At 71.6% G+C, this 22,159-nt stretch carries 26 protein-coding genes; 15 read left to right on the top strand and 11 right to left on the bottom strand.

From position 1 onward, the window contains the following. Window positions 1-3: 3 nt before the first annotated feature. From sufC to IEZ20_RS38620, 4 genes are read left to right on the top strand one after another with little or no spacing between them, the layout of a single operon-like run. Window positions 4-768 carry a Fe-S cluster assembly ATPase SufC gene (gene sufC / locus IEZ20_RS38635; RefSeq protein ID WP_189307687.1) on the top strand — a complete coding sequence of 255 codons (765 nt, stop codon included), beginning with the start codon at window positions 4-6 and terminating at the stop codon, window positions 766-768. After that, window positions 765-2,021 carry a cysteine desulfurase gene (locus tag IEZ20_RS38630; RefSeq protein WP_189307684.1) on the top strand — a complete coding sequence of 419 codons (1,257 nt, stop codon included), beginning with the start codon at window positions 765-767 and terminating at the stop codon, window positions 2,019-2,021. Before sufC ends, IEZ20_RS38630 begins: the two co-directional genes overlap by 4 nt. Before the next feature lie 16 nt (window positions 2,022-2,037). Further along, entirely contained in the window at window positions 2,038-2,505 is a 468-nt protein-coding gene (sufU, locus tag IEZ20_RS38625; RefSeq protein WP_189307682.1) for a Fe-S cluster assembly sulfur transfer protein SufU, read from the top strand. Further along, entirely contained in the window at window positions 2,502-2,834 is a 333-nt protein-coding gene (locus tag IEZ20_RS38620; protein WP_100825566.1) for a metal-sulfur cluster assembly factor, read from the top strand. Before sufU ends, IEZ20_RS38620 begins: the two co-directional genes overlap by 4 nt. A 56-nt stretch (window positions 2,835-2,890) precedes the next feature. On the opposite strand, the gene IEZ20_RS38615 is transcribed toward IEZ20_RS38620, so the two are convergent. Further along, on the bottom strand, window positions 2,891-3,631 hold the full coding sequence (locus IEZ20_RS38615; protein WP_229896492.1) for an AbfB domain-containing protein: 741 nt from the start codon (window positions 3,629-3,631) through the stop codon (window positions 2,891-2,893). Window positions 3,632-3,737: 106 nt separating this feature from the next. Between IEZ20_RS38615 and IEZ20_RS38610 the strand changes: the two genes are divergently transcribed. The 3 genes from IEZ20_RS38610 to dapD all read left to right on the top strand — a co-directional run bounded on the left by IEZ20_RS38610 (window position 3,738) and on the right by dapD (window position 5,648). Then, the gene (locus tag IEZ20_RS38610; protein WP_189307678.1) at window positions 3,738-4,061 is read left to right on the top strand and encodes a DMT family transporter; all 324 of its coding nucleotides are present in this window, start codon (window positions 3,738-3,740) and stop codon (window positions 4,059-4,061) included. Beyond that, on the top strand, window positions 4,061-4,597 hold the full coding sequence (locus IEZ20_RS38605; protein WP_189307675.1) for a TetR/AcrR family transcriptional regulator: 537 nt from the start codon (window positions 4,061-4,063) through the stop codon (window positions 4,595-4,597). Before IEZ20_RS38610 ends, IEZ20_RS38605 begins: the two co-directional genes overlap by 1 nt. 64 nt (window positions 4,598-4,661) lie before the next feature. After that, window positions 4,662-5,648 carry a 2,3,4,5-tetrahydropyridine-2,6-dicarboxylate N-succinyltransferase gene (gene dapD / locus IEZ20_RS38600; protein WP_189307673.1) on the top strand — a complete coding sequence of 329 codons (987 nt, stop codon included), beginning with the start codon at window positions 4,662-4,664 and terminating at the stop codon, window positions 5,646-5,648. 124 nt (window positions 5,649-5,772) lie between these two features. Here the strand turns inward: dapD and IEZ20_RS38595 are convergent, their stop codons facing one another. From IEZ20_RS38595 to IEZ20_RS38575, 5 genes are all read right to left on the bottom strand, one after another. After that, the gene (locus IEZ20_RS38595) at window positions 5,773-6,774 is read right to left on the bottom strand and encodes an alpha/beta hydrolase (protein ID WP_229896491.1); all 1,002 of its coding nucleotides are present in this window, start codon (window positions 6,772-6,774) and stop codon (window positions 5,773-5,775) included. A 32-nt stretch (window positions 6,775-6,806) separates the two neighbouring features. Further along, window positions 6,807-7,472 carry an HAD-IA family hydrolase gene (locus IEZ20_RS38590; protein ID WP_189307672.1) on the bottom strand — a complete coding sequence of 222 codons (666 nt, stop codon included), beginning with the start codon at window positions 7,470-7,472 and terminating at the stop codon, window positions 6,807-6,809. Window positions 7,473-7,507: 35 nt separating this feature from the next. Continuing rightward, window positions 7,508-8,212: a 3-oxoacyl-ACP reductase FabG gene (gene fabG, locus IEZ20_RS38585; RefSeq protein WP_189307670.1), complete on the bottom strand. Its 705-nt coding sequence runs from the start codon at window positions 8,210-8,212 to the stop codon at window positions 7,508-7,510. Between the two features lie 48 nt (window positions 8,213-8,260). Then, window positions 8,261-9,286, bottom strand: a complete 1,026-nt coding sequence (locus tag IEZ20_RS38580; RefSeq protein ID WP_506004968.1) for a hotdog family protein — start codon at window positions 9,284-9,286, stop codon at window positions 8,261-8,263. Window positions 9,287-9,473: 187 nt separating this feature from the next. After that, window positions 9,474-10,094 (bottom strand): TetR/AcrR family transcriptional regulator, encoded by a 621-nt coding sequence (locus IEZ20_RS38575; RefSeq protein ID WP_189307666.1) that lies wholly within the window; start codon window positions 10,092-10,094, stop codon window positions 9,474-9,476. A gap of 118 nt (window positions 10,095-10,212) precedes the next feature. Here IEZ20_RS38575 and IEZ20_RS38570 point away from each other — a divergent pair, with 118 nt between their 5' ends. Further along, complete coding sequence (locus tag IEZ20_RS38570; protein WP_229896490.1) at window positions 10,213-11,718, top strand: MFS transporter; 1,506 nt, start codon at window positions 10,213-10,215, stop codon at window positions 11,716-11,718. Between the two features lie 150 nt (window positions 11,719-11,868). Then, complete coding sequence (locus tag IEZ20_RS38565) at window positions 11,869-12,714, top strand: SAM-dependent methyltransferase (RefSeq protein WP_189307663.1); 846 nt, start codon at window positions 11,869-11,871, stop codon at window positions 12,712-12,714. Between the two features lie 118 nt (window positions 12,715-12,832). Here the strand turns inward: IEZ20_RS38565 and IEZ20_RS38560 are convergent, their stop codons facing one another. Beyond that, on the bottom strand, window positions 12,833-13,756 hold the full coding sequence (locus IEZ20_RS38560) for a ScbA/BarX family gamma-butyrolactone biosynthesis protein (RefSeq protein WP_189307661.1): 924 nt from the start codon (window positions 13,754-13,756) through the stop codon (window positions 12,833-12,835). Window positions 13,757-13,880: 124 nt separating this feature from the next. On the opposite strand from IEZ20_RS38560, the gene IEZ20_RS38555 reads away from it, so the two are divergent. Genes IEZ20_RS38555 through IEZ20_RS38545 form a run of 3 tightly spaced genes read left to right on the top strand, consistent with a single transcriptional unit; the run spans window position 13,881 to window position 16,207 of the window. Beyond that, entirely contained in the window at window positions 13,881-14,510 is a 630-nt protein-coding gene (locus tag IEZ20_RS38555) for a ScbR family autoregulator-binding transcription factor (protein WP_189307659.1), read from the top strand. Continuing rightward, the gene (locus IEZ20_RS38550; RefSeq protein WP_189307657.1) at window positions 14,507-15,391 is read left to right on the top strand and encodes an NAD(P)H-binding protein; all 885 of its coding nucleotides are present in this window, start codon (window positions 14,507-14,509) and stop codon (window positions 15,389-15,391) included. Before IEZ20_RS38555 ends, IEZ20_RS38550 begins: the two co-directional genes overlap by 4 nt. 45 nt (window positions 15,392-15,436) lie before the next feature. Then, window positions 15,437-16,207: an SDR family NAD(P)-dependent oxidoreductase gene (locus IEZ20_RS38545; protein WP_189307654.1), complete on the top strand. Its 771-nt coding sequence runs from the start codon at window positions 15,437-15,439 to the stop codon at window positions 16,205-16,207. On the opposite strand, the gene IEZ20_RS38540 is transcribed toward IEZ20_RS38545, so the two are convergent. From IEZ20_RS38540 to IEZ20_RS38525, 4 genes are all read right to left on the bottom strand, one after another. Further along, window positions 16,147-16,869 (bottom strand): TetR family transcriptional regulator, encoded by a 723-nt coding sequence (locus IEZ20_RS38540; protein ID WP_189307652.1) that lies wholly within the window; start codon window positions 16,867-16,869, stop codon window positions 16,147-16,149. The genes IEZ20_RS38545 and IEZ20_RS38540 overlap by 61 nt on opposite strands. 190 nt (window positions 16,870-17,059) lie before the next feature. Continuing rightward, on the bottom strand, window positions 17,060-18,265 hold the full coding sequence (locus tag IEZ20_RS38535; RefSeq protein ID WP_189307650.1) for a beta-ketoacyl synthase N-terminal-like domain-containing protein: 1,206 nt from the start codon (window positions 18,263-18,265) through the stop codon (window positions 17,060-17,062). Next, complete coding sequence (locus IEZ20_RS38530) at window positions 18,262-19,488, bottom strand: beta-ketoacyl-[acyl-carrier-protein] synthase family protein (RefSeq protein ID WP_189307649.1); 1,227 nt, start codon at window positions 19,486-19,488, stop codon at window positions 18,262-18,264. Before IEZ20_RS38530 ends, IEZ20_RS38535 begins: the two co-directional genes overlap by 4 nt. Continuing rightward, the gene (locus tag IEZ20_RS38525; RefSeq protein ID WP_189307647.1) at window positions 19,481-19,753 is read right to left on the bottom strand and encodes an acyl carrier protein; all 273 of its coding nucleotides are present in this window, start codon (window positions 19,751-19,753) and stop codon (window positions 19,481-19,483) included. The genes IEZ20_RS38530 and IEZ20_RS38525 overlap by 8 nt, the downstream gene beginning before the upstream one ends. Before the next feature lie 320 nt (window positions 19,754-20,073). Here IEZ20_RS38525 and IEZ20_RS38520 point away from each other — a divergent pair, with 320 nt between their 5' ends. The 3 genes from IEZ20_RS38520 to IEZ20_RS38510 form a co-directional block, all read left to right on the top strand. Then, complete coding sequence (locus tag IEZ20_RS38520; RefSeq protein ID WP_229896489.1) at window positions 20,074-21,081, top strand: ketoacyl-ACP synthase III family protein; 1,008 nt, start codon at window positions 20,074-20,076, stop codon at window positions 21,079-21,081. Continuing rightward, a complete protein-coding gene (locus IEZ20_RS38515) occupies window positions 21,074-21,757 on the top strand; it encodes a 4'-phosphopantetheinyl transferase family protein (protein WP_189307643.1) in 684 nt (227 codons plus the stop codon). The genes IEZ20_RS38520 and IEZ20_RS38515 overlap by 8 nt, the downstream gene beginning before the upstream one ends. Window positions 21,758-21,762: 5 nt before the next feature. Further along, window positions 21,763-22,159 (top strand): biotin carboxylase N-terminal domain-containing protein (locus IEZ20_RS38510; protein ID WP_308434732.1); only part of this gene is annotated, 397 nt, incomplete at its 3' end.

Raw genomic sequence — 22,159 nt, 5'->3', positions numbered from 1 at the left:
CCCATGGCAACGCTTGAAATCCGAGACCTGCACGTCACCGTCGAGGCCGACAACGCCACGAAGGAGATCCTCAAGGGCGTCGACCTCACCGTGAAGCAGGGCGAGACGCACGCCATCATGGGCCCCAACGGCTCCGGCAAGTCGACCCTCGCCTACTCCCTCGCGGGTCACCCGAAGTACACGATCACCAGCGGCACCGTGCTGCTCGACGGCGAGGACGTCCTGGAGATGTCCGTCGACGAGCGCGCCCGCGCGGGCCTGTTCCTGGCGATGCAGTACCCGGTCGAGGTCCCCGGCGTCTCGGTCTCCAACTTCCTGCGCACCTCCGCCACCGCGGTCCGCGGCGAGGCCCCCAAGCTGCGCACCTGGGTGAAGGAGGTCAAGGAGGCCATGGAGCGCCTCAACATGGACCCGTCCTTCGCCGAGCGCAACGTCAACGAGGGCTTCTCCGGCGGTGAGAAGAAGCGCCACGAGATCCTCCAGCTGGAGCTGCTCAAGCCGAAGGTCGCGATCCTGGACGAGACCGACTCCGGCCTCGACGTCGACGCGCTCCGCATCGTCTCCGAGGGCGTCAACCGCGTCCGTGAGACCGGCGAGGTCGGCACCCTGCTGATCACGCACTACACGCGCATCCTGCGCTACATCAAGCCCGACCACGTCCACGTGTTCGCCGGCGGCCGCATCGTCGAGTCCGGCGGTCCGGAGCTCGCGGACAAGCTGGAGAACGAGGGCTACGAGTCGTACGTGAAGGGTGGCGCATCCGCGTGACACAGCTGCCGGGCCTCCTCGACACCGAGGCGATCCGCAAGGACTTCCCCGTACTGGACCGCGTCGTCCACGACGGCAGGAAGCTCGTGTACCTGGACAACGCGGCGACCTCGCAGAAGCCGCGCCAGGTGCTGGACGCCCTGAGCGAGTACTACGAGCGCTACAACGCCAACGTCCACCGCGGTGTGCATGTGCTCGCCGAGGAGGCCACGGCGCTGTACGAGGGCGCGCGCGACAAGGTCGCCGCGTTCGTCAACGCGCCGAGCCGCGACGAGGTGATCTTCACCAAGAACGCCTCCGAGTCGCTGAACCTCGTGGCGAACATGCTGGGCTGGGCCGACGAGCCCTACCGGGTGGACCACGAGACCGAGATCGTCATCACGGAGATGGAGCACCACTCCAACATCGTGCCGTGGCAGCTGCTGGCGCAGCGCACGGGCGCGAAGCTGAAGTGGTTCGGTCTCACCGACGACGGCCGGCTCGACCTGTCGAACATCGAGGAGATCATCACGGAGAAGACGAAGATCGTCTCCTTCGTGCTGGTGTCCAACATCCTGGGCACGGTCAACCCGGTCGAGACGATAATCCGCCGCGCCCAGGAGGTCGGCGCCCTCGTCTGCATCGACGCCTCCCAGGCCGCGCCGCACATGCCGCTGGACGTGCAGGCCCTGCAGGCCGACTTCGTGGCCTTCACCGGCCACAAGATGTGCGGCCCGACCGGCATCGGCGTCCTGTGGGGCCGCCAGGAGCTCCTGGAGGACCTTCCCCCCTTCCTCGGCGGCGGCGAGATGATCGAGACGGTCTCGATGCACTCGTCCACCTACGCACCGGCGCCGCACAAGTTCGAGGCGGGCACGCCCCCGATCGCGCAGGCGGTCGGTCTCGGCGCGGCCATCGACTACCTCCAGTCGATCGGCATGGACAAGATCCTCGCCCATGAGCACGCGCTGACGGAGTACGCGGTGCGGCGCCTGGCCGAGGTCCCCGACCTCCGCATCATCGGCCCGACCACGGCCGAGGACCGGGGCGCGGCGATCTCCTTCACGCTGGGGGACATCCACCCGCACGACGTGGGCCAGGTCCTGGACGAGCAGGGCATCGCGGTCCGGGTCGGCCACCACTGCGCCCGTCCGGTCTGCCTCCGCTACGGAATTCCCGCGACCACGCGAGCGTCGTTCTATCTGTACTCCACGCCGGCCGAGATCGACGCTCTGGTCGACGGCCTGGAGCACGTACGGAACTTCTTCGGCTGAGAGGCGTGTCGACACCGTGAAGCTGGATTCGATGTACCAGGACGTCATCCTGGACCACTACAAGAACCCGCACGGGCGTGGTCTGAGGGACGGCGACGCCGAGGTGCACCACGTGAACCCGACCTGCGGCGACGAGATCACCCTGCGCGTGAAGTACGACGGCACGAAGATCGAGGACGTCTCGTACGAGGGCCAGGGCTGTTCGATCAGCCAGGCCTCGGCCTCCGTGCTCAACGAGCTGCTGGTGGGCAAGGACCTGGCGGACGCGCAGAAGATCCAGGAGACCTTCCTGGAGCTGATGCAGTCCAAGGGCAGGATCGAGCCCGACGACGCGATGGAGGAGGTCCTGGAGGACGCGGTCGCGTTCGCCGGTGTCTCCAAGTACCCCGCGCGGGTCAAGTGCGCCCTCCTCAGCTGGATGGCGTGGAAGGACGCGACGGCCCAGGCGCTGGATGGCGCCGACGCCGAAAGGAAGACGGCATGACCGACACCGCTGAGATGAAGCCGGCCTCCGAGGAGGAGCTGCGCGAGGCTCTGATGGACGTCGTCGACCCCGAGCTGGGCATCGACGTCGTCAACCTCGGCCTGATCTACGGCATCCACATCGACGACTCCAACGTCGCCACCGTGGACATGACCCTGACCTCGGCGGCCTGCCCGCTGACGGACGTCATCGAGGACCAGGCCAAGTCCGCCACGGACGGCCTCGTCAACGAACTCCGCATCAACTGGGTCTGGATGCCGCCGTGGGGTCCGGACAAGATCACGGACGACGGCCGCGAGCAGCTTCGGGCGCTCGGCTTCAACGTCTGACACAGCACCCGCGCGAGGGGGCCGTGGCCAAGGGGCCACGGCCCCCTTCCGTCTGCTCAGGCCAGCCCGTCCACCAGCAGGAACGCCGAGTCCGCGCGGTACAGGCCGGTGTTCTGGTAGGGGTCCAGCCGTAGCTGGAAGTTCCGGTGGCGCAGGAAGCGGCCGGGGTAGTTGACCGACTCCAGCATCACGGCTCCGGAGGCGGACCGCCGGGGGCAGAAGGTGGCGTCCTGCCGGAAGAGCCGGGAGCCGTCGGCCCGTTCGGCGCGCAGGAGGAAGTCACGGTGGCGCAGGTAGCTGCCGTCGGCCGTGGTGAAGGAGGAGCAGCGGGCGTCCGCCAGGCCCTCGACGCGGGTGAAGGTGGCGGCGCGGCGGGCCGGGGCCGAGGTGACGGGTTCCAGCCGCACCAAGCCGTCGCTGACCTGCCAGTAGCGGTCGGGGTAGTTGAGGGAGCGGACCGAGGTGCGGGGCTGCGTCGGCCGGGGGGAACCGGGGCTCGGGGTGGGGGAGTGGGCGGGGGTGCGCTCCGCGCGGGTGGGGGACGGGGGCGGGGACGGGGGTGAGGACGTGGGGTCCCCGGTGGACGCGGGGGTCGCCGTGGTGCTCGCCGGTGAGGCGGACGGGGAGGCGAAGGAGAGCAGGCCGGGGCCGTTGTCGGGCGGTGTCACCGGTGCGGTGGCCTTCGTCCGTGGGGACTGGTCGTCCATGGCGGTCACGGTCACGCAGGCGGCGGCGACCGCCAGGACCAGTGCGGCGGCCAGCCCGAGTCTTCGGGTGCGGGGGGTGTTTTCAGGCACGGGCCCGCACAGTAGTGGAGGCGGTACCGCCTGCGAGCGGTTTCTATGAAAGTGCAACTTTCTCGTTGTGTACGGCCGTACACGATCGTTGTGTACGCTCGTACACATGGGATATCTGCTGCTCGCCGGTGCCATCGCCGCCGAGGTCGCCGCCACCACGGCGATGAAGTACAGCGAGGGGTTCAGCCGGCTCTGGCCCTCGCTCGTGACCGCGCTGGGCTACCTCGTCTCCTTCGCCCTGCTCGCCCAGACCCTCAGAAGCGTCCAGATCGGCACGGCGTACGCCATCTGGTCCGGCGTGGGCACCGCGGCCATCGCCGTCCTCGGCCTGCTGCTGTTCGGGGAGGGGCTGAGCCCGGCCAAGGTCGCCGGGATCGTGCTGATCATCGGGGGAGTGGTGGTGCTCAACCTCGGCGGGGCGGCGCACTGATGGCCCGGCGGCACGACCCCGAGCGCCGGCAGCGGATCATCGACGCGGCGATCCGCGTGGTCGGCCGGGACGGCATCGCCGGACTGAGCCACCGCACGGTCGCGGCCGAGGCGGACGTACCGCTCGGCTCCACGACGTACCACTTCGCCACCCTGGAAGAGCTGCTGGTGGCCGCGTTGCGGCAGTCGAACGAGGGATTCGGCCGGGTGCTGGCCGAACTGCTGCCCCAGGGCACCGGCCCGGACGGCCTCGCCGCGGATCTCGCCCGGGCGCTCGGGCAGTGGCTGGCGGGCGGGCGGACCGGCGTGGAACTGGAGTACGAGCTGTACCTCGCGGCACTGCGCCGCCCCGCGCTGCGCCCCGTCGCCGCCGAGTGGACCGAGGGCGCCGCCGCGCTGCTGGCCCGCCGCACCGACCCGGTCACCGCCCGCGCCCTGCTCGCGCTCATGGACGGGATCTGCCTCCAGGTGCTGCTGACGGGCGGTTCGTACGACGAGGAGCACGCGCGCGCCGCGCTGGCTCGGCTGATCCCCTGAACCCGCGCCCGGCACATGAGACGCGGTTCGCCCTCACCACCCCACCCACGTTAGGTTTTCTCCCATGACCGAGTCTGCAACCCGTACCACCGGCGCCGTCGCCGCCGGCCTCGCCACGATCGCCTCCGACGGCACCGTTCTCGACACCTGGTTCCCGGCCCCCGAGCTGGTCGAGGCGCCGGGCCCGGCCGGCACCGAGCGGCTGACCGCCGAGCAGGCGGCGGAGCTGCTGGGCGGCGGCGCGACCGCGGCGACCGGCCCGGACGCCCGCCGGGGTGTCGAGGTGGTCGCGGTCCGCACGGTCATCGCCTCGCTGGACGAGAAGCCGATCGACGCGCACGACGTCTACCTGCGCCTGCACCTGCTCTCGCACCGCCTGGTCAAGCCGCACGGCCAGAACCTGGACGGCATCTTCGGCCACCTCGCCAACGTCGCCTGGACCTCGCTCGGTCCGGTCGCCGTGGACGACCTGGAGAAGGTGCGCCTCAACGCCCGCGCCGAGGGCCTGCACCTCCAGGTGACCTCGGTCGACAAGTTCCCACGCATGACGGACTACGTCGCCCCCAAGGGCGTGCGCATCGCCGACGCCGACCGGGTCCGCCTCGGCGCGCACCTCGCGGCCGGCACCACGGTCATGCACGAGGGCTTCGTCAACTTCAACGCCGGCACGCTCGGCACCTCCATGGTCGAGGGCCGGATCTCCGCGGGCGTCGTGGTCGGCGACGGCTCGGACATCGGCGGCGGCGCCTCCACCATGGGCACCCTGTCCGGCGGCGGCAACGTGATCATCTCCATCGGCGAGCGCTGCCTGGTCGGCGCGGAGGCGGGCGTCGGCATCGCGCTCGGCGACGAGTGCGTGGTCGAGGCCGGCCTGTACGTCACCGCGGGCACCCGGGTCACCATGCCCGACGGCCAGATCGTCAAGGCCCGCGAGCTGAACGGCGCCTCGAACATCCTCTTCCGCCGCAACTCGGTCACCGGCACGGTCGAGGCCCGGCCGAACAACGCGGTCTGGGGCGGCCTGAACGACATCCTGCACAGCCACAACTGACCACCGGCGGCCGATGAGCGCCTCAAGCTGAGAGCCGCCTTCTTCTCGGCCGCCGCAGCGCCCCGCACCACCATCGAGGTGCGGGGCGCTGCGCTGTGCGGGGCGGGTGGTGGGGGCCGTTGGGTCAGGGCAGGTCCGGGGCCAGGGCCAGGGGGAACATGACCCTGGTGAGGAACTGCCAGGACGCGGTCGCCGGCATGCCGTCGGCGGCGGCCGGGGTGTCACCGGGGCTCGGGGCGGGCAGGGGGGCCGCGGTGGTCCGGCGGGTGAGGAGGCACTCCTCCAGGAAGGCGAGGACCCGGAGGTGATAGGCCCGCGCCGCCCAGCCGAGGCTGATGTTGTGACCGGCGTCCGGCTGGTGGTCCACCCGTACCCGCGTGGAGGCCAGCGGAGCGGTCAGGTCGGCCACGGCCCGGGCGTCGGACCGCCACCACGGTTCCTGCTCGGCGAAGGTGAAGCGGACCGGTGCCCGCACCGAGGCGGCGATGCCGGGGTACATGTCCGGCCAGAGGGGGAACTCCCGGATCTCCTGGGCCGGGATCGGCGCCAGCAGCGCACGGCACCGGCGGAAGGTCCCCGCGGGGTACAGGCCCGGGTCGCCCCAGTGCCGGTACCAGTCCATACGACCGGTCCCGTGCCGCGGGATCGTGTCCGCCGCCGCCGGTGTGCTGCCCAGCCCGGAGACGTCCAGACCGATGATGCTCTCCTCGTGGTCCTGCGCGGCCATGGCGAGCCCGGGCTTCGCCCCGTTGGAGTGCGCCACGACGAAGAAGCCGTCCCCGGTCCCGTGGGTGCGCGCGAAGTCCCGCAGGGCGGCACGCAGCAGCATGGCCTGCTCCTGGGTGCCGAGCCCCTCCGGCAGGAAGGGTGCCGACTCCCCGTACCCGGGCCGGTCCAGCGCGAGGACCGTGAAGCCGAGGTCCGCGCCCAGCTCCAGCAGCGAGTGCCCGGGCTCGGTGTGGCCGTCGAAGTACCCGGCCCGGATCCCGCCGCCGTGCAGCGCCACGACGACGGCGCGCGGGGCGCCGGACGACGGCTCGGCGAGCAGCCCGGAGACCGGGACGCCCAGCGCGTCCAGGACGATCTCGCGGGAGGCGGGAGCGGCGGCGCGTGACGATTGCGGCATGGAGTTCCTTCCCCGTTCGGCAGGTCGCGCCGTCACTCGGGACGGTCCGCTCCGAGGAGCGCGTCCAGTTCGCTGATCGCCTGCGCCGGGTCCGTGAAATGGATGGCGTGCCAGCCGGCCTGCCTCGCCCCCGCGCAGTTCTTCTCGATGTCGTCGATCAGCACGCATTCGTGCGGCAGGAATCCGGTGCGCTCCTCGGCGACGCGGAAGATGCCCGTCTCCGGTTTGCGGCTCCCCACCTCGAACGACATGACCAGCTCCTTGAAGAGCCCCTCGGGCGCGACGACCCGGCGCCAGTGTTCGTCCCAGGCCGGCACCATGTTGGACATCAGCCCGACGAACACCCCGTCGGCGTTCAGCCGCCGCAGATGCGCGACCCACGGCTCGTTGGCCGTACGGCCCTCGAACCAGCGCGCCGGGAAGTCGGACAGGTCCACGTCCACCCCCTCGTCGGCCCGCAGTACCTCCTCGACCTGCGCCGACCACTCCTCCTGGGTGACGAGGGGGGTGTCGAGCGGCGCCAGCAGGTCCACCCCGTAGGAGGCGGCGACCTTCTCCATGGCCGTGAGCAGCTGCTGCGGGGAAATGCCGATCTTCCCGCAGAAGTTGGCCACCGTCACCTTGGTGGACGGAACCTCCAGAACGCCTCCGTAGTCCGTCCAGACGGCGCGGACCGGAGAGCCTGCGGATCCCTGCATGTGTACCCCCTGTCGGTGCGGACGCGGTGCCATGCTCACTGCCCCATCGCCAGGCCGCCGCCGACCGGAACCGAGGCTCCGGTCACGTACGAGGCCGCGTCGCTCGCGAGGAACCTGACGACCTCGGCGACCTCCGTGGGCGTTCCGGTGCGGCGCAGCGCGGTCTGCGCCAGCAGGCCCTCGCGGCGCTTCTCCTTCACGCCCTTGATCATGTCGGTCTCGATCAGGCCGGGGGTCACCATGTTGACCGTGATGTTCCGGGAGCCGAGTTCCCAGGCGAGCGAGCGGGTGAGACCGAGCAGCCCGGCCTTGGAGGAGGCGTAGTTGGCCTGGCCCGGGGAGCCGAGGAACCCCATCACCGACGACATGAAGACGATGCGCCCCCACCGGGCACGCACCATGTCGGGAGCGACGAGGCGGGCGAAGCGGAACGCCGCGACCAGGTTCGTCTCCATGACGTCCCGGAAGGCGTCCTCGGACATCAGCGGGGCCAGCGCGTCCTTGGTGATGCCGGCGTTGGCGACCAGCACCTGGACCGGGCCGAACTGCTGGGCGACCTCGGCGAGGGCGCGCTCCGTGTCGTCGCGGTCGGTGACGTCGCAGCGTACGCCGAAGAACTCGGCGGGAGGCTCGCCGTTGCGGTAGGTGACGGCCACCTTGTCGCCGGCATCCGCCATGACCCGCGCGATCTCCAGTCCGATGCCTCGGTTTCCGCCGGTCACCAGGACGGTCCTGCTCATTTCAGCTCCTCGCTGTGGGAAAGGTACGACTGCGCCGGGTGAGAGCGGTCAGCCGGTGGTCGCCGACGGGCGGACCTCGGTGCTGATGGCGGCCACGGTCGTGTCCGACTGCTCGAAGGTCACCGCGACCCGGTTCAAAGAGCCCTCACGGGAATCCCGGACGGCGCTGATCCGTACCGGGGAATCCAGTTCGGCGAAACGGGAGAACGAGGCTTCGAGTGCGGACAGGGAAAGGGTCCGCTGAAATCCGCCGGCGGACTCGTGGGCCGATGTCAGCAGCAGCGCCGACTGGCGTGCGGCCTCCATCAGGACCATGGCCGGAATGTGGTCGTAGTCGTGGTCGAAAAGGCCGCTGTTGCCGAAGTCGGGCGCCAGTACGGCGGAGAGGGAACCCCGCTCCGTGTCGCACTCGGCATCGGCGAGGACGACGTTCGCCGGGTTGACGCGCCCCACCCGGGCCGGCTGCTCGGTGGTCCGGGCGGCGCCGCCCGGCGTGCGGAACGCCGAGGTCATGGGCGGCGTGCTGCCGCGCTGCATGAACCGGAGCGCCGCGTACTGCGCGGTGGGCGCGGAGCTGACCCGGATGTGCGCGGTTCCCACCGTCTCCCAGGCCAGTTCCATCCCGATGTCGAAACGCAGGGCGGTGATGCGGTTCCGGCGGTCGTACGTCGGCGTCATGGTCTCGCTCAGGAGCAGTTCGCCCGGCTTGCCGCCGACGACCAGGGCGGCGCTGTCCCGCAGGCCGATGGCCCAGTCGTTGACCATGAAGGTGGTTTCGAGCGGGACGTCCAGCTGCGCGTGGGCGCCGTAGATGGACGCCTGGCGGCAGATCTCCAGCAGGAGCAGCGGGTCGTGTGTCGCGGGGATTCCCGTGTGGTCGTTGAAGTATCCGTGGGACAGCGGGAGTTGCGCCGCGGACCGGAAGGTGAGCTCGCCGGTCTGTTCCATCCCGGTGACGAAGACCTCGGCGACGGAAGCCCGGTGGACCATACGCCGGTCCACGGTCCGGTGGAATCCGAGCGTTTCCCGTTCTTCTGGCTTCCGCAGTTCCGGAGTAATCTCCGAGAGCGTCACGACCGAGGCCCTCCCTTAGCTGTGTGAATTCCGCGCCCGTCGGCCTTGATTCACGAACGTAGGGTTCGCCGCTGACCGGCTCAAGGGAGGTACCACTTAGAAAGAGGCGCGTATACCTCCTAGGAGGTATACGCGCGGGCATGAAAAAAGGCCGCGGCGCGGGGGCCGCGGCCTGCGGGGGGAATCGCTAGGCGGAGCAGGTGAGCGCGTCGGGGATCATGGCGAAGGTCTCCTCGACCAGCTTCATGAGGGTGTCGCGGCCTCCCTGGGAACCCTGGGCCGTCCACTGCAGGGACGCCGTGTGCCAGGCGGCCACGAAGATCTCCACCGTCAGTTGCAGACGCATCCGGTCCACGTCGGTGCGGGCGCCTTCGGTCACCGTCTCCACGATGGCGCGCGTGGTCTCCTGGCAGTACCCCAGGCTGTGCGCCTGGAGCGCGGGGACGCCCTCCGACAGCGCACGGGTGGCCAGGAAGCGGCGGTCCCAGTCCGGGTCCATGGCGCCCAGCGTGGTGTCGAGGGCGACGCGCAGCGTCTCCAGGAGCGGGCCGTCCAGCTTCAGGGTGGCCACATAGTCCAGGTACGCCGACCACAGATCGCTGTCGGCGGCGAGTGCCACGTCCTCCTTGGACCGGTAGTTCCGGAAGAAGGTGCGCTTCGACACCTCCACCGTGTCGCACAGGTCGTCGAGCGTGGTGGCGTCGTACCCGCGTTCGGTGAAGAGACGCAGCGCGGTCTCGGCCAGGGCTCGGCGCGTGCGCAGCTTCTTCCGTTCCCGCAGCGGCAGGTCGCGCAGATCATCACTCACACCGAGGAGTTTACCACCCAGAAGCTGTTGCGCTTTGACAGCTAGTGCCACTTGGTGGCACTGTCGCCTTGGTGGCCGACTGTGGCTGTTCGAACGTCCCCTGAAGGAGCCTGAACTCGTGACTACCGTTCCTACGGGCCGCTCACGTCCAGCGATCACGCTGGTAGTGGTGCTGCTGGCCTTCGTCACCGTCCCGATGTCGATCTCCGGAGCGGCCGTCGCCCTGCCGGACATCGGTGACGACCTGCACACCGCGGGTGCACCCCTGCAATGGGTCATGAACGCCTACAACCTGACGTTCGCCTCGTTCATGCTGGTCACCGGATCCGCCGCCGACCTGTTCGGGCGCCGTCGGGCCTTCGCCACCGGTGCGTCGGTGTTCGCCGTCGGCTCGCTCGCCGCGGCGGTCGCCCCCGGCATCGTGCTGCTGGACATCGCCCGTGCCCTGTCCGGCGTCGGCGCGGCGGGCGTGTTCGCCAGCGGTGGCGCGATCCTGGCCACGACCTTCGACGGCGCCGCCCGCACCCGGGCCTTCGCAGCCCTCGGCAGCGCCGCCGGTCTCGGCCTGGCGGCCGGCCCCACCCTGTCCGGCTGGCTCGTCGGCGCCCTCGGCTGGCGCGCCACCTTCGGGCTGCACGCGGCGCTGGTCGCCGTCGCCCTGGCCGGCATCGGCTTCGTCGCCGAGTCCCGCGCCCCGCAGCGCCCCCGGCTCGACGTCACCGGCGCCGTGGTGTTCGTCGCCGGCCTCGGCCTGCTCGTCCTCGGCGCGGTCCAGGGCCCCGAGTGGGGCTGGGCGAGCCCCGGTGTGCTGGCCCTGCTCGTGGTCGGCGTGGGCCTGCTGGTGTTCTTCGTCGTGCTCCAGTCGCGCTCCGCGGCCCCGGTGCTGGACCTGACGCTGGTGAAGAACCGCCGGTTCTTCGCGCTCTGCATGGTCCCGGTGGTGTCGACCTTCGGCTTCGTGACGCTGCTGACGTACCTGCCCACCTACCTCGTGGGTGCGAGCGGCTTCTCCGCCGGGCGCGCCGGCACCGTGCTGCTCCTGATGACCGCGCCGGTGCTCCTCGCCCCGCCGCTGTCCGGAGCCCTGGTCAACCGGGGTGTGTCGCCCCGCGTGCTGATCACGCTCTCGCTGGTGCTGTTCGCCGGCGGCAACGCCTGGCTCACGGTGATCGAGTCCGACAGCTCCGTCGCCGCGATCGCCGGTCCGCTGCTGATGACCGGCCTGGGCGCCGGCATCTCGTTCGGTGTGGGCGACGGTACGGCGATGAGCCTGGTCGAGCCGGAGCAGGCCGGTATGGCCACCGGGTTCCTCAACACCATGCGCATCGGCAGCGAGGCCATCGTCATCGCCGTGTACGGCGCGGTCCTGGTCAGCCTCATCAGCACCCGCGTCGGATCGCAGGAACTGGCCGCGAAGGTCGCCGCCGGCGACCAGTCCGTCAGCGGCTCCGGGGTGCTGGCCGACGGGTTCACGCACGCCCTGCACATCGCGCTGTACGGCACGGCCGCCGTGTGCGCGGTCGGCGCGGTGGCCATCGCCGCCGCACTGGCCCCGCCGCGCCGGGACACCGCCGCGGCGACTCCCGCGCGCGAGGACGCCCAGCTGCCCACCGAGGTGGCCTGACCGGCCCCCGAAGGCCCCGCGCGGCCGCGCAGTCGACAGTGACGACGCCCTGCCACCCCCGACCGTCGCGGGTGGCAGGGCGTCGTCCGCCCAGCCGTAACCCCTCCGTGGACGTGCCGCGGCATGTCCCCCGGTGAGTAAGGAACTCCCGTGACGGAACTGCACGAGGCCCCGTGCCCCGCACCGGACGACGTGGCGCGGATGTACGACCACTCCTCCGCCCTCCTGGCCGAGGCGACGGGCGATGACCTGCCCCCCGGGGACGGGCGCGGTCACGACCGGAGCACCTCGGTCCCGGACGCCTTCGACGCCTCCGACACCCTGACCGGCCTGGTCGCCGACCGCCTCGCCCTCTCGCCCGGCATGCGCGTCCTCGACTTCGGCTGCGGCAGCGGGCGCCCCGCCGTGTACGTGGCGCGGACGTACGACGTGCGGGTCACCGGCGTCACCATCGGTTCCGGGCAGGCCGGGCCGGTCCGGGCGCACCCCGGGGCGGGGGAGGGCGCGGGGCGGGTGACGTTCGAGCACGTGGACGCGATGGCCCTGCCGTTCCCGGACGGCGGTTTCGACGCCGTGTACGCCATCGACTCCCTCCTGCACATGGACGACCGGGCCCGGGTGATCGCCGAGGCGGCCCGGGTGCTGCGGCCCGGCGGCAGGCTCGTCCTGGCCAACCCCTATGTGGTGGGCGCGCTCACCGCGGCGGAGGCCGGGATCGTGGCCGCCGGCCGCGAGCTGTTCCGGATGCCGCCGCTCGGGGATGCCGGCGACTACCTCCGGCACCTGGCGGCGGCGGGGCTCGGTCTCGTGGAGATCCTGGACATCGGCGAGAACGTGCGCCGCAGCCATGCCCTCGCGGCGGCCGCGATCCGGCACGCCGGCGAGGGCCGGCACGGAGTGTCCCGGCAGCGGCTGAGCGAGGCCGCCGACATCATCGAGCGCTTCGCGGCGCTGCCGCAGGTCAGCTACGGCCTGATCGTCGCGCGCGCCCGGTGAGCCGGGCCGACCGGCCGCCGGGGCACGGATCGGCCGCCGGGCACACGCGGCGGCCGGGGTCGCGGGGCGGAAAGCGCTCGCTTCCGCCCCGCGGCCCCGGCCGTCCCTGCCGTCGGTGTCAGTCCCGCTGCTCGACCGTCACGGTGCTGGAGAAGACGGGCAGTTCGCCCTGACGGCCGTGGACCGTGACGGTCATGCGGCCGTCGCCGTCGTGGACGAAGGGTTCGGCGGTGATCAGGCAGCGCCGGTCGAACTCGACGTAGCGGTAGAACGTCGTGTCGAAGGCGACGGGCACCACCGTCAGCGGCGCCGCCATGGCCTGCGCGGTCTGCGCGGCGGCCTCCAGCAGCACCATGCCGGGGATGTGGTCGTGCGGGTGGTCGAAGAGCACACGGTGTGAGGTGTCGACACGCAACAGCCAGGTCCGGTCGCCCGGGGCGGGGGACAGGACCACGTTGCCGGCGTCGCCGCGGCCGACGAGCGCGGCCGGTACCGGGGGAGTGAGGGGAAGGGCCCGCGCGAAGGCGCTCTTCGCATCGGCGTAGTCGCCGCGCAGGCGGTCGTAGATGGCCGGGGGGTGGGTGCTGTACCGCAGTGCGGCGGTACCTATGGGCCTGCCCGCGAGCGAGGCCTCCACGTGCGAGGTCAGGTGCACCGAGCCCAGCCGGCGCCGCTTGACCTGTGTGTGGGTGATGAGCAGTTCGACCTCGGCGGGGTGCGTCCCCGTCGACAGCGCCCCGGGGTCGACGGTGGACCGTATCTGTTCCCAGCCCAGGCGATGGGTCAGGGGTATGTCGTGGACGGTGTGCGTCAGCAGCGCGAGTGCCTGGCGCAGGCTCTCCGTCAGCAGCAGGGAGCTGTAGCGGCCGCCCTCGGCGTAGAAGCCGTGGTGCTGCGGCCAGCGCGCGGTGACTAACTGGGACGTCTCGGAAATCGGGTGCCAGTCCGTTACCAGGGCTTCCTCCTGGACGGACTTGCGCACCAGACTTCCGGTGGCGGTCGGTCCGGCCGCGTCTCGTGTAGTGATCTTGGTGAGCGTCATGACGCGTTGTCTCCCCCTGAGGTCGGGCGATGTACTGAGCCGCCGGGGCGCAGGTGCATCCCTCTGTCGCCACTAAGATAAAGAATAGTTTTTTTCTTGACCAGGTCGAATGGGTGGGGTGCAGATGGCGGTGCGAGAGGTGAAGCAGGAGAGAGCCGCGCGGACGCGGGCGGCTCTGATACGCGCGGCGGCGGAGGTGTTCGCGGAGTCGGGCTTCGCCGGCGCCAGCGTCTCGAGGATCGCCGAGCGCGCGGGCCTGACCCTGGGAGCGGTGTACTTCCACTTCAAGTCCAAGGAGGAGCTGGCGCGTGAGATCGTCACGAGCCAGCCCGACCTCGTCGTGCCGCCGCAGGACTCCCATGGCCTGCAGCACGCCATCGACGTCACGCTGACGTGGGCCTACCAGCTCCTCGACGACCCCGTCCTGCAGGCGGGCGCCCGCCTGGTGATGGACCAGGAGCACTTCGTCCCCAAGAGCGAGAACTCCCACCAGCAGTGGATGTCCATCCTGCTGCGGGACTTCAGGGACGCGCAGGTCCGCCGGGAGCTGAGGCTCGGGGTGGACGTGGAGGCGTACGCCCGACTGGTCGTCAGCGCCTGCACCGGTGCGCAGATGCAGGCGCAGCTGGAGACCTCCCGCAGCGACCTGCCGTACCGCGTCGAAGAGGTCTGGCGATGTCTGCTCCCCGCGGTCGCCGTGCCCAGCGCGGCCAAGAAGATGCAGTTCGGCAGGGAACGGGGAGTGGCGGAATGAAGCCGTGGGGGGAGACCGGCCCGAGGATCGTGGTGACCGGCGCGACCGGGGCGGTGGGCCGGCACCTCGCCCGGCGCCTGGGCGCCGGGGGCCAGGCCCGGCTGCTGGTCCGCGACGAGCAGAAGGCGGCACGGCTGGGGCTGCCGGACGACGGTGTCGTCACCGGTGACTACCAGGACCGCTCCCGCCTGGAAGAGGTGCTGGCCGGGGCGGACGCCGTCTTCGTGGTGACCGCCAACCCGCTGCGTCCCGCGGACGACGCGAACATCCTGGCCGCCGCCCGCGCCCGGGGGGTGCGACGCGCGGTGAAGCTGTCCTGGACCGCCGTCGCCGACCCGGACGCCACCGACCTGATCGCGCGCTGGAACCGCGACAGCGAGGCCCTGCTGCACGACTCGGGCCTCGACTGGACGGTGCTGCGGATGCGTTCGCCCATGAGCAACACGCTGGCCTGGGCCTCCACCATCCGCACGGAGTCCGTCGTCAGGAGCTTCGTGGGGGACGCCCCCACGGCGTGCGTCGACCCGCGCGACGTGGCCGAGGCCGCCGCGCGGGTGCTCACCGAGCCCGGCCACGAGTCCCGGACGTACGCGCTGACCGGCCCGCGGGAGCTGACTCCGCGGGAACAGACCCGGCAGCTGGCCGACGTGCTGCACCGCCCGCTGCGCTTCGAGGAGCTGACGGCGCAGCAGGCCCTGGCCCGCTGGCGCGAACGCCTGCCGGAGCCGCTCGCGCAGGCGCTCCTGGAGGTCGCCGAGCGGCGCCAGGGCCCCGGCACCACGCCCGGACACGGCGGGGAGGACGACCTGGAGGCCCTCCTGGGGCACGCGGCCACCCCCTACCGGCAGTGGGCCGCGGACCACGCCGCGCACTTCGCCTGAACACCGCGTACGTGCATGACCACGAGAGGACTACGGGGACACACCATGCCGACACCCCATGGACTGCTGCGGAACAAGACCGTGATGATCACGGGTGCCTCCAGCGGCATCGGCGCGGCGGCGGCGCGACTGTTCGCCGAACAGGGAGCGGCGGTGACGCTCATGGCGCGCCGGGAGGAGAAACTGCGCGCGCTCGCCCGTGACATCGAGGCCGCGGGCGGCCGCGCCCTGGTGACCGCCGGGGACGTGACCGAGCCGGACGACGTCGAACGGGCGGTCAAGGACACCGTGGCCCGGTTCGGCCGCCTGGACGCGGCGTTCAACAACGCCGGCTGGGGCTCGATCGGAACTCCGCTCCACGAGACGGACGACGCCGTCTTCCGGCAGATCATGGACGTCAACGTGCAGGGAGTCTGGAACTGCCTCAAGCGCCAGATCCCGGTGATGCTGGAACAGGGCCACGGCGCGGTCGTCAACACGTGCAGCACCGCGGGCGCGTTCGCCACCGGCGCCGTCGCGCCCTACGTCGCGGCCAAGCACGCGGTGCTCGGGCTGACGAAGGCCGCCGCGGCCGAGTACGGCGAGCGGGGGATCCGGGTCAACGCCCTGATGGTCGGCAGCACGCGCACCGAGCTGATGGAGACGGCCATGGAGCAGGTCCCGCAGCTGGAGGAGGCCGCCGTCACCCGGGCCATCCAGCGCCGCCTCGCCGACCCGCTGGAGGTGGCGCAGGCGGCGGCGTGGCTCTGCAGCGATCAGGCCTCCTTCGTCACCGGGGCCGGTGTCCCGGTGGACGGTGGATGCAGCGCCGTGTGAGACGACCGGCGGTCGTGCCCGGCGACCGGACGCACCACGCCGCCGGGGACGCCGTCCGGCAGGCCGTCGCGGGCGTCCAGGGGCAGGGTGATGCCGGGCACGGCCTGCCGCCAGATGCGCGCGAGGCGCCGGACGCTGTCGCGCCGCCCCTCGTGGCACGCGGGGTGCCGCAGGGTCGCCTCGATCCCGGAGACCAGATGGATCGCCATGTCGGCGATGGCCCACACGTCGGTGCCCGGGGGCTTCTGGCCGGGCGGTGTCTGCTGCAGCCGCTCGCAGACGGCCGGCGCCCACAGGGCGTGCCACTGGTGACGGGTGCCGGAGTCCTCCCGGGCCAGCCGCGCGGCCGCCCGCACCGCCGGGTCCCGCTCCAGCAGATCGACCAGGGCGAGGGTCAGGGACGCCACGTACTGCACCGGGGGCCCGTCATGCCGGGACAGCCGCTCCACCAGGGCCCGGGTCGCCGCGTTGCCCTCTTCCATGACGGAGTCCGCCAGATCCCGTTTCGAGGCGAAGTGGAAGGTCAGCGCCCCCATCGAGATGTCCGCCGAGCGGGCTATCTGCGCGAGTGACGAGCCGGTGTACCCGTGGCGGTCGAACTCCCTGGCGGCCGCCCTGAGCAAGGTACGACGTGTCCATATGGCTCTCTCCTGCTTCGCCATGTCCCTTCCTGAACGGCCCCACTGGGTGTCCCCGCGCCTGTGAGGTTAACTCCCGGTTCGCCCCGGCGGACAGGTAAAAAACAAAAAAGTTACTTTAATGTTTTGGAGTCCTGTGGATGCGCCCGACCCGTGGGCCCGCCCGGGGTCCACGGGTCGGCCGGAGCCCACGGGGCGGGCCGGCTGCGCGCACTCACCGGCGCGGGGACGGGGCTCCGGACGGGCGGGCCACCACGGCACAGCCCACGCTGCCGTCGGGGCCGACCGACGTGATCACGGCGGCCCGCTCGCGTCCGGTGTCCTGGCGTCCGTCCTGCCAGCGGGCCAGTACGGCGGCCAGCTGGAGCGCGCCGTTCGCGCTGTCCGTCTCTCCCAGGACCTGCTGGACCGCCAGCCGCCGCGGGCCTTGCGCGGGGGAGAAGACCTCGCGCAGGGCGGCTTCCTCCACCCGCGCCCAGCCGCGCCGGCCGGACGCTCCGGGCGCCGCCACCGCCACGTCCTCCGGGGCGATCTCGCTGCGGACCAGCGCGGTCCGCACGCAGTCGGCCAGCCGCCGGGAGACACCGGGCAGACCGTCGGCCGGATCGGCGAAGCCCACGTCACAGGCGAGCAGCCGGGCCAGCGGACGAGGTCCCTCCGCGTGCTCGTCCGGGGCCTGCAGGACGAAGACCGCACCGCCTTCGCCGAGCGGGACGCCCGCGGCCGTGCCCCCGGAGCGGTGCCAGGCCCAGGCGCGCTGCGCCGACAGCTCCTCGAAGGCGCCGGTGAGCAGCCGCCGGGCGTGTCCGGCCAGCAGCGCGGTGCGCGCGAAGCGCAGGGCGTGCAGGCCCGCCAGCGGACCGCCCGAGACGGTCGAGTTCACGCCGGTGAGACCGAGCCGGATCGCCGCCCTGCCCGCCGCCGAGTTCATCAGGATGCCCGGGAAATGGGAGGGGTTGACGAAGTAGGGAAGCTCCTGGACGAAGGTGTCCCGGATGAACTCGCCGACCCTGCCGGTGCTGCCCACCGAGGTCCCGAGCACGATGCCGGTGTCCGCCGGCTCGGTCTGCGCGGCCTGCTCCGGCAGCTCCCCCAGGGCGAGCGAGCAGGCCACGGAGACCAGCTGGTCCGTCCTCGTCAGCCGGCCCAGCCCCTTGCGGCCCAGGGTGTCCGCCGGGCTGAAGCCGGGCACGGACCGCACGTCCAGCCCCGGCGGGTAGTCGCCCGCCGCCGCCTCCCCGGCCGGGCCGCCCTCCGCTGCCGTTCCCCGCAGCAGTGCGTCCGCGATCGGGTCCAGGCCCTGTCCCGCCGTGCTGAACACCGTGCACCCGACCACGTCGACGGGCGTCACGGGCGGGGGAGCGGGGGCCGCCGCGGTGCGCGACACGGTGGGCCTGCTCGTCGTTGACACTGCACTCATGCGGCTATATCTCCGAAGATCGTGACGGCGTTGTTCCCGCCGAAGGCGAACCCGTGGTTCTCCACGACGCGCGGCCGCTGGGCGCGTGACGTCCTCGGCACGCAGTCGACATCCGGTCCGAGCGCGGGGTCCACGGTCCGGACGGTGGTGCTGGCCGGCAGGAACCCCTCGTGGAGGGCGGCGCAGGACACGAGCGCGCCGAACGCGGCCGCCGCGCCCATGGTGTGCCCGAGCGCCGACTTGATCGAGCTGATCGGCGGGACCCGTCCGTCGAAGGCATCCCGTACGGCCGCGATCTCGGTGGAGTCGTTCGCCTCGGTGCCGGTGCCGTGGGCGCAGATGTAGTCCACGTCCTCCGGCTTGATCCCGGCGTTGCGGTGGGCACGCCTGATGCACTCCGCGATGGAGGGCGCGTGCGGGTTCGTCATGTGGTGGGCGTCGCACGACATGCCGTAGCCGAGCACCTCGGCGTAGATGCGGGCGCCCCGCTCGAGAGCCGCTTCGAGCGGCTCCAGCAGCAGGGCGGCACCGCCCTCCGCGGTGACGATCCCGTCGCGGTGCTCGTCGAAGGGCCGGGGCACGTCGGCCGCGAGGGCGCCGAGCCGGTGGAAGCCGGCGTGCGTGTGCCGGTTGGACGCGTCGGCCCCGCCGCACAGCGCCAGGTCGACCTCACCGGAGCGGATCAGGTCGTAGGCGTACCCCACGGAGTAGTTGCCGGCCGCACAGGCGGTGCCCAGGGTGAGCGCCTCCCCGGACAGGCCCAGCTCGACGTTGACGGCCGCCGAGATCCGGCCGGCGTCCACCTGGCCGATCAGGCGGGCGTCGAGCCGGTCGGGACCCTGCGAGACCCACTGCTCGCCGAGGTCCTCGAGGACCTGGGACTCGCCGTTCGTGGTGCCGAAGCAGCTCGCCGTACGGACCGAGGACAGCGTCTGCTCCCCGACCCCCGCGTCCTCGACCGCCATCCGGGCCGCGGCGGCGGCGAACTGGCTGCTGCGCCCCCACTCCTCGGGGGAGACGCGGTGCAGGTGGGCGGAGGGGGTGAAGTCGCGGACCTCGCCGGCAAGCACATGCTCGAACCCGGTGGCATCGAACTGTCCGATCGGACCGATTCCACTACGGCCGGCCCGGAGCGCGGCGATGAACTGCCGGGCGCCGATGCCCAGACTGCTCACCGCCCCCAGGCCGGTGACGACCACACGCCGCCCGTCCCGGTCAGGCACTGACGGCCTCCGCACCGCTGTGCCGGCCGATGACCTCGAACACCGTCGCCATGTTGTCCAGCTCGACGATGTCCTCCTGCGGCACCTTGATGCGCAGATCGCGCTCGAACCGCGAGTACATCTCGATCACGAGGAGCGAGTCCGCGTCGAAGTCGTCGGCGAAGCTGCTGGTGTCCGTCAGCTCGTCCAGGTCCACTTCCAGGACGTCGGCCACGATCTGCCGGGCCTTCTCACGCAGATCGTCCTGAAGAACGTTCTCGCTCATCCTCATCCTCCGTCGAAATCGGTCTCACAGGAGCTGTTTCACCGACCACCAAACCGGGTTCTCGGTTCCGGGGCAAGCGTCACCAAAGTGACACGGCATGTATCGCACAGGGTACGGGGGGTGTCACCTATTGCCTGGGTGCGCGCGTTCCTCCCCGCTTTTATGTAGCTTCTATCCAGCTTTTATCAACGGCGTGCAGACTGACATGAAGTTGATTTCTATCAGCTGGGGAGACTGGTGCAGGAATGAAACCCGCCGGGTCAATAGGAATAACAGCCGCCTCGATATGGCTGCCCGAGGACCGGTCGCGTGCGGCCGACATGGTGGAAAGCCGCGGGCTGCGCGCCCGGGACGCCCGGGGGCTCGCCCACGCATCGCTCCCCGTGGCCCGGGACATCGCGGCGCCCGAAATGGCGGTGCTGGCGGCTCGTGGCGCTCTGCGGTCCGCGGACGTCGCCGCGGACCGTCTGGACGCGCTCTGCCACGCCTGGATGTACTACCAGGGGCATGACCTGTGGTCGCCCCCGCACTACATCGCCCACGAGATCGGCGCGCTGCGGGCGGTGCCCTTCGGGATCCAGCAGGTGTGCAACGGCGGTGCCGCGGCCGTCGAACTGATGGCGGCCTACCTCTCCACCTCGCAGATCACCGGCTCCGGTACGTCCGGGTCCGGCCGGCCGAAGTGGGGGATGGTCACCACCGCAGACCGTTTCGTGGAGCCCGGTTTCGACCGCTGGTCGAGCGACTACGGGGTGGCGTACGGGGACGGTTCGACCGCGGTGGTGCTGCGCAGCCCGGCCGGCCCGGACGATCCGCTGCGCCTGCTCGCGGCGGCCACCGTGGCGGCTCCGGAGCTGGAGAGCATGCACCGGGGCGCCGACCCCTTCGCGTCGGCCCCGCACTCGTTCCGCGCGAAGGTGGACATGCGCGCCACCAAGCGTGCCTATCTGCACCGGCACGGCGACCTGGACTTCTCCGAGGTCAACGAACGCGCGGTCCACTCCGTGGTCGACACCGTGCTGCGGGACGCCGGAGTGGGCCCGGACGACCCCCGGCTGCAGTACGCCGTGCTGCCCCGGTTCGGCATGAAGCTGCTGACCGAGAACTGGATTCCCGTGCTGTCCGCGCGCGTCGGGGCCAAGGTCGAGAATTTCGGTCAGGACACCGGACACCTCGGCGCGGGCGACGCCATCGCGAATATCGCGGACTTGCTGAAGGGGCGGTTTCTCGCTCCCGGAGAGATGGCTCTCGTCTTCAGTGCGGGAGCGGGATTCACGTGGTCGTGCCTGCTGGTCCAAGCGACGGGCGGGGCGAGCGGAAATGATTGAGGAACTGCTCGACCGGCCCGCCGTGGGGTCCGACGGATTCCACGCCCCGGAGCACCCGTCGCTCCTTCCCGAGGAGGAGATCGCGTCCTCCTCCATGTCGCGGGAGCGGCGGCTCAAGTTCGCCGCCGTGCGGACGTGCGCGCGTGAGGGCCTGCGCCGGCTGGGCGTCAGCACGGCCCCGATACTGCGGGGGCCCTCCGGGGAACCCGTGTGGCCCTCCGGGATCGTCGGCAGCATGACCCACTGCACCGGCTACCACGCCGCCGCGGTCGCGCCCTCGGACGAGGTCGCCGCGATCGGAATCGACGCGGAGGCCAACCGCCCGCTGCGCTACCGCGAGATGCTCGGCCTCATCACGACCGCCGAGGAGCGCGCCTGGATAGCGGAGATGGAGTCCGCGTACCCGGAGGTGAGCTGGGCGCGGCTGGTCTTCACGGCCAAGGAGAGCGTGTTCAAGGCTTGGTTCTCCCTCACCCGGCACCGGCTGGGGCTCGGTGAGATCCTCGTCCACGTCGATCCCCTGAGCGGGGAGTTCCATGCGCGGACGTCGACGCCGCACGGCAGTGCGGGCGACGCGTTCCCGAACCGACTGACCGGGCGCTGGATGGCGCGCGACGGCCTGCTGGTCGCGGCGCTGTCGATCCGCCGTTCCGCCCGGATGCACGAAGAGGTGTGACAGACATGCGCAAGGTGCTCATCGCCAACCGTGGCGAAATCGCTGTCCGCGTGGCCCGGGCCTGCCGGGACGCCGGGATCGCGAGCGTGGCCGTCTACGCCGACCCGGACCGGGACGCGTCGCATGTCCGCGCCGCGGATGAGGCGTTCGCTCTGGGCGGTGACACCCCGGCGACCAGTTACCTGGTCATCGACAAGATCCTGAACGCCGCACGCGAGTCCGGTGCGGACGCCGTCCATCCGGGTTACGGCTTCCTCTCGGAGAACGCCGACTTCGCCCAGGCGGTGCTGGACGCGGGCCTGATCTGGATCGGCCCGCCCCCGCAGGCCATCCGCGACCTGGGCGACAAGGTCGCCGCCCGGCACATCGCCCAGCGCGCCGGCGCCCCCCTGGTCGCCGGCA

Origin of the sequence: Streptomyces cinerochromogenes (genome assembly GCF_014648635.1) — a bacterium.
GTDB classification, from domain to species: domain Bacteria; phylum Actinomycetota; class Actinomycetes; order Streptomycetales; family Streptomycetaceae; genus Streptomyces; species Streptomyces cinerochromogenes.
This window is presented reverse-complemented; position numbering and strand designations above follow the sequence as displayed.

Coding starts and splice junctions, on each gene's coding strand:
- sufC (WP_189307687.1), top strand. CDS start 4: ATGGCAACGCTTGAAATCCGAGACCTGCACGTCACCGTCGAGGCCGAC.
- IEZ20_RS38620 (WP_100825566.1), top strand. CDS start 2,502: ATGACCGACACCGCTGAGATGAAGCCGGCCTCCGAGGAGGAGCTGCGC.
- IEZ20_RS38610 (WP_189307678.1), top strand. CDS start 3,738: ATGGGATATCTGCTGCTCGCCGGTGCCATCGCCGCCGAGGTCGCCGCC.
- IEZ20_RS38605 (WP_189307675.1), top strand. CDS start 4,061: ATGGCCCGGCGGCACGACCCCGAGCGCCGGCAGCGGATCATCGACGCG.
- dapD (WP_189307673.1), top strand. CDS start 4,662: ATGACCGAGTCTGCAACCCGTACCACCGGCGCCGTCGCCGCCGGCCTC.
- IEZ20_RS38595 (WP_229896491.1), bottom strand. CDS start 6,774: ATGCCGCAATCGTCACGCGCCGCCGCTCCCGCCTCCCGCGAGATCGTC.
- IEZ20_RS38590 (WP_189307672.1), bottom strand. CDS start 7,472: ATGCAGGGATCCGCAGGCTCTCCGGTCCGCGCCGTCTGGACGGACTAC.
- fabG (WP_189307670.1), bottom strand. CDS start 8,212: ATGAGCAGGACCGTCCTGGTGACCGGCGGAAACCGAGGCATCGGACTG.
- IEZ20_RS38560 (WP_189307661.1), bottom strand. CDS start 13,756: ATGACGCTCACCAAGATCACTACACGAGACGCGGCCGGACCGACCGCC.
- IEZ20_RS38555 (WP_189307659.1), top strand. CDS start 13,881: ATGGCGGTGCGAGAGGTGAAGCAGGAGAGAGCCGCGCGGACGCGGGCG.
- IEZ20_RS38550 (WP_189307657.1), top strand. CDS start 14,507: ATGAAGCCGTGGGGGGAGACCGGCCCGAGGATCGTGGTGACCGGCGCG.
- IEZ20_RS38545 (WP_189307654.1), top strand. CDS start 15,437: ATGCCGACACCCCATGGACTGCTGCGGAACAAGACCGTGATGATCACG.
- IEZ20_RS38540 (WP_189307652.1), bottom strand. CDS start 16,869: ATGGCGAAGCAGGAGAGAGCCATATGGACACGTCGTACCTTGCTCAGG.
- IEZ20_RS38535 (WP_189307650.1), bottom strand. CDS start 18,265: ATGAGTGCAGTGTCAACGACGAGCAGGCCCACCGTGTCGCGCACCGCG.
- IEZ20_RS38525 (WP_189307647.1), bottom strand. CDS start 19,753: ATGAGCGAGAACGTTCTTCAGGACGATCTGCGTGAGAAGGCCCGGCAG.
- IEZ20_RS38520 (WP_229896489.1), top strand. CDS start 20,074: ATGGTGGAAAGCCGCGGGCTGCGCGCCCGGGACGCCCGGGGGCTCGCC.
- IEZ20_RS38515 (WP_189307643.1), top strand. CDS start 21,074: ATGATTGAGGAACTGCTCGACCGGCCCGCCGTGGGGTCCGACGGATTC.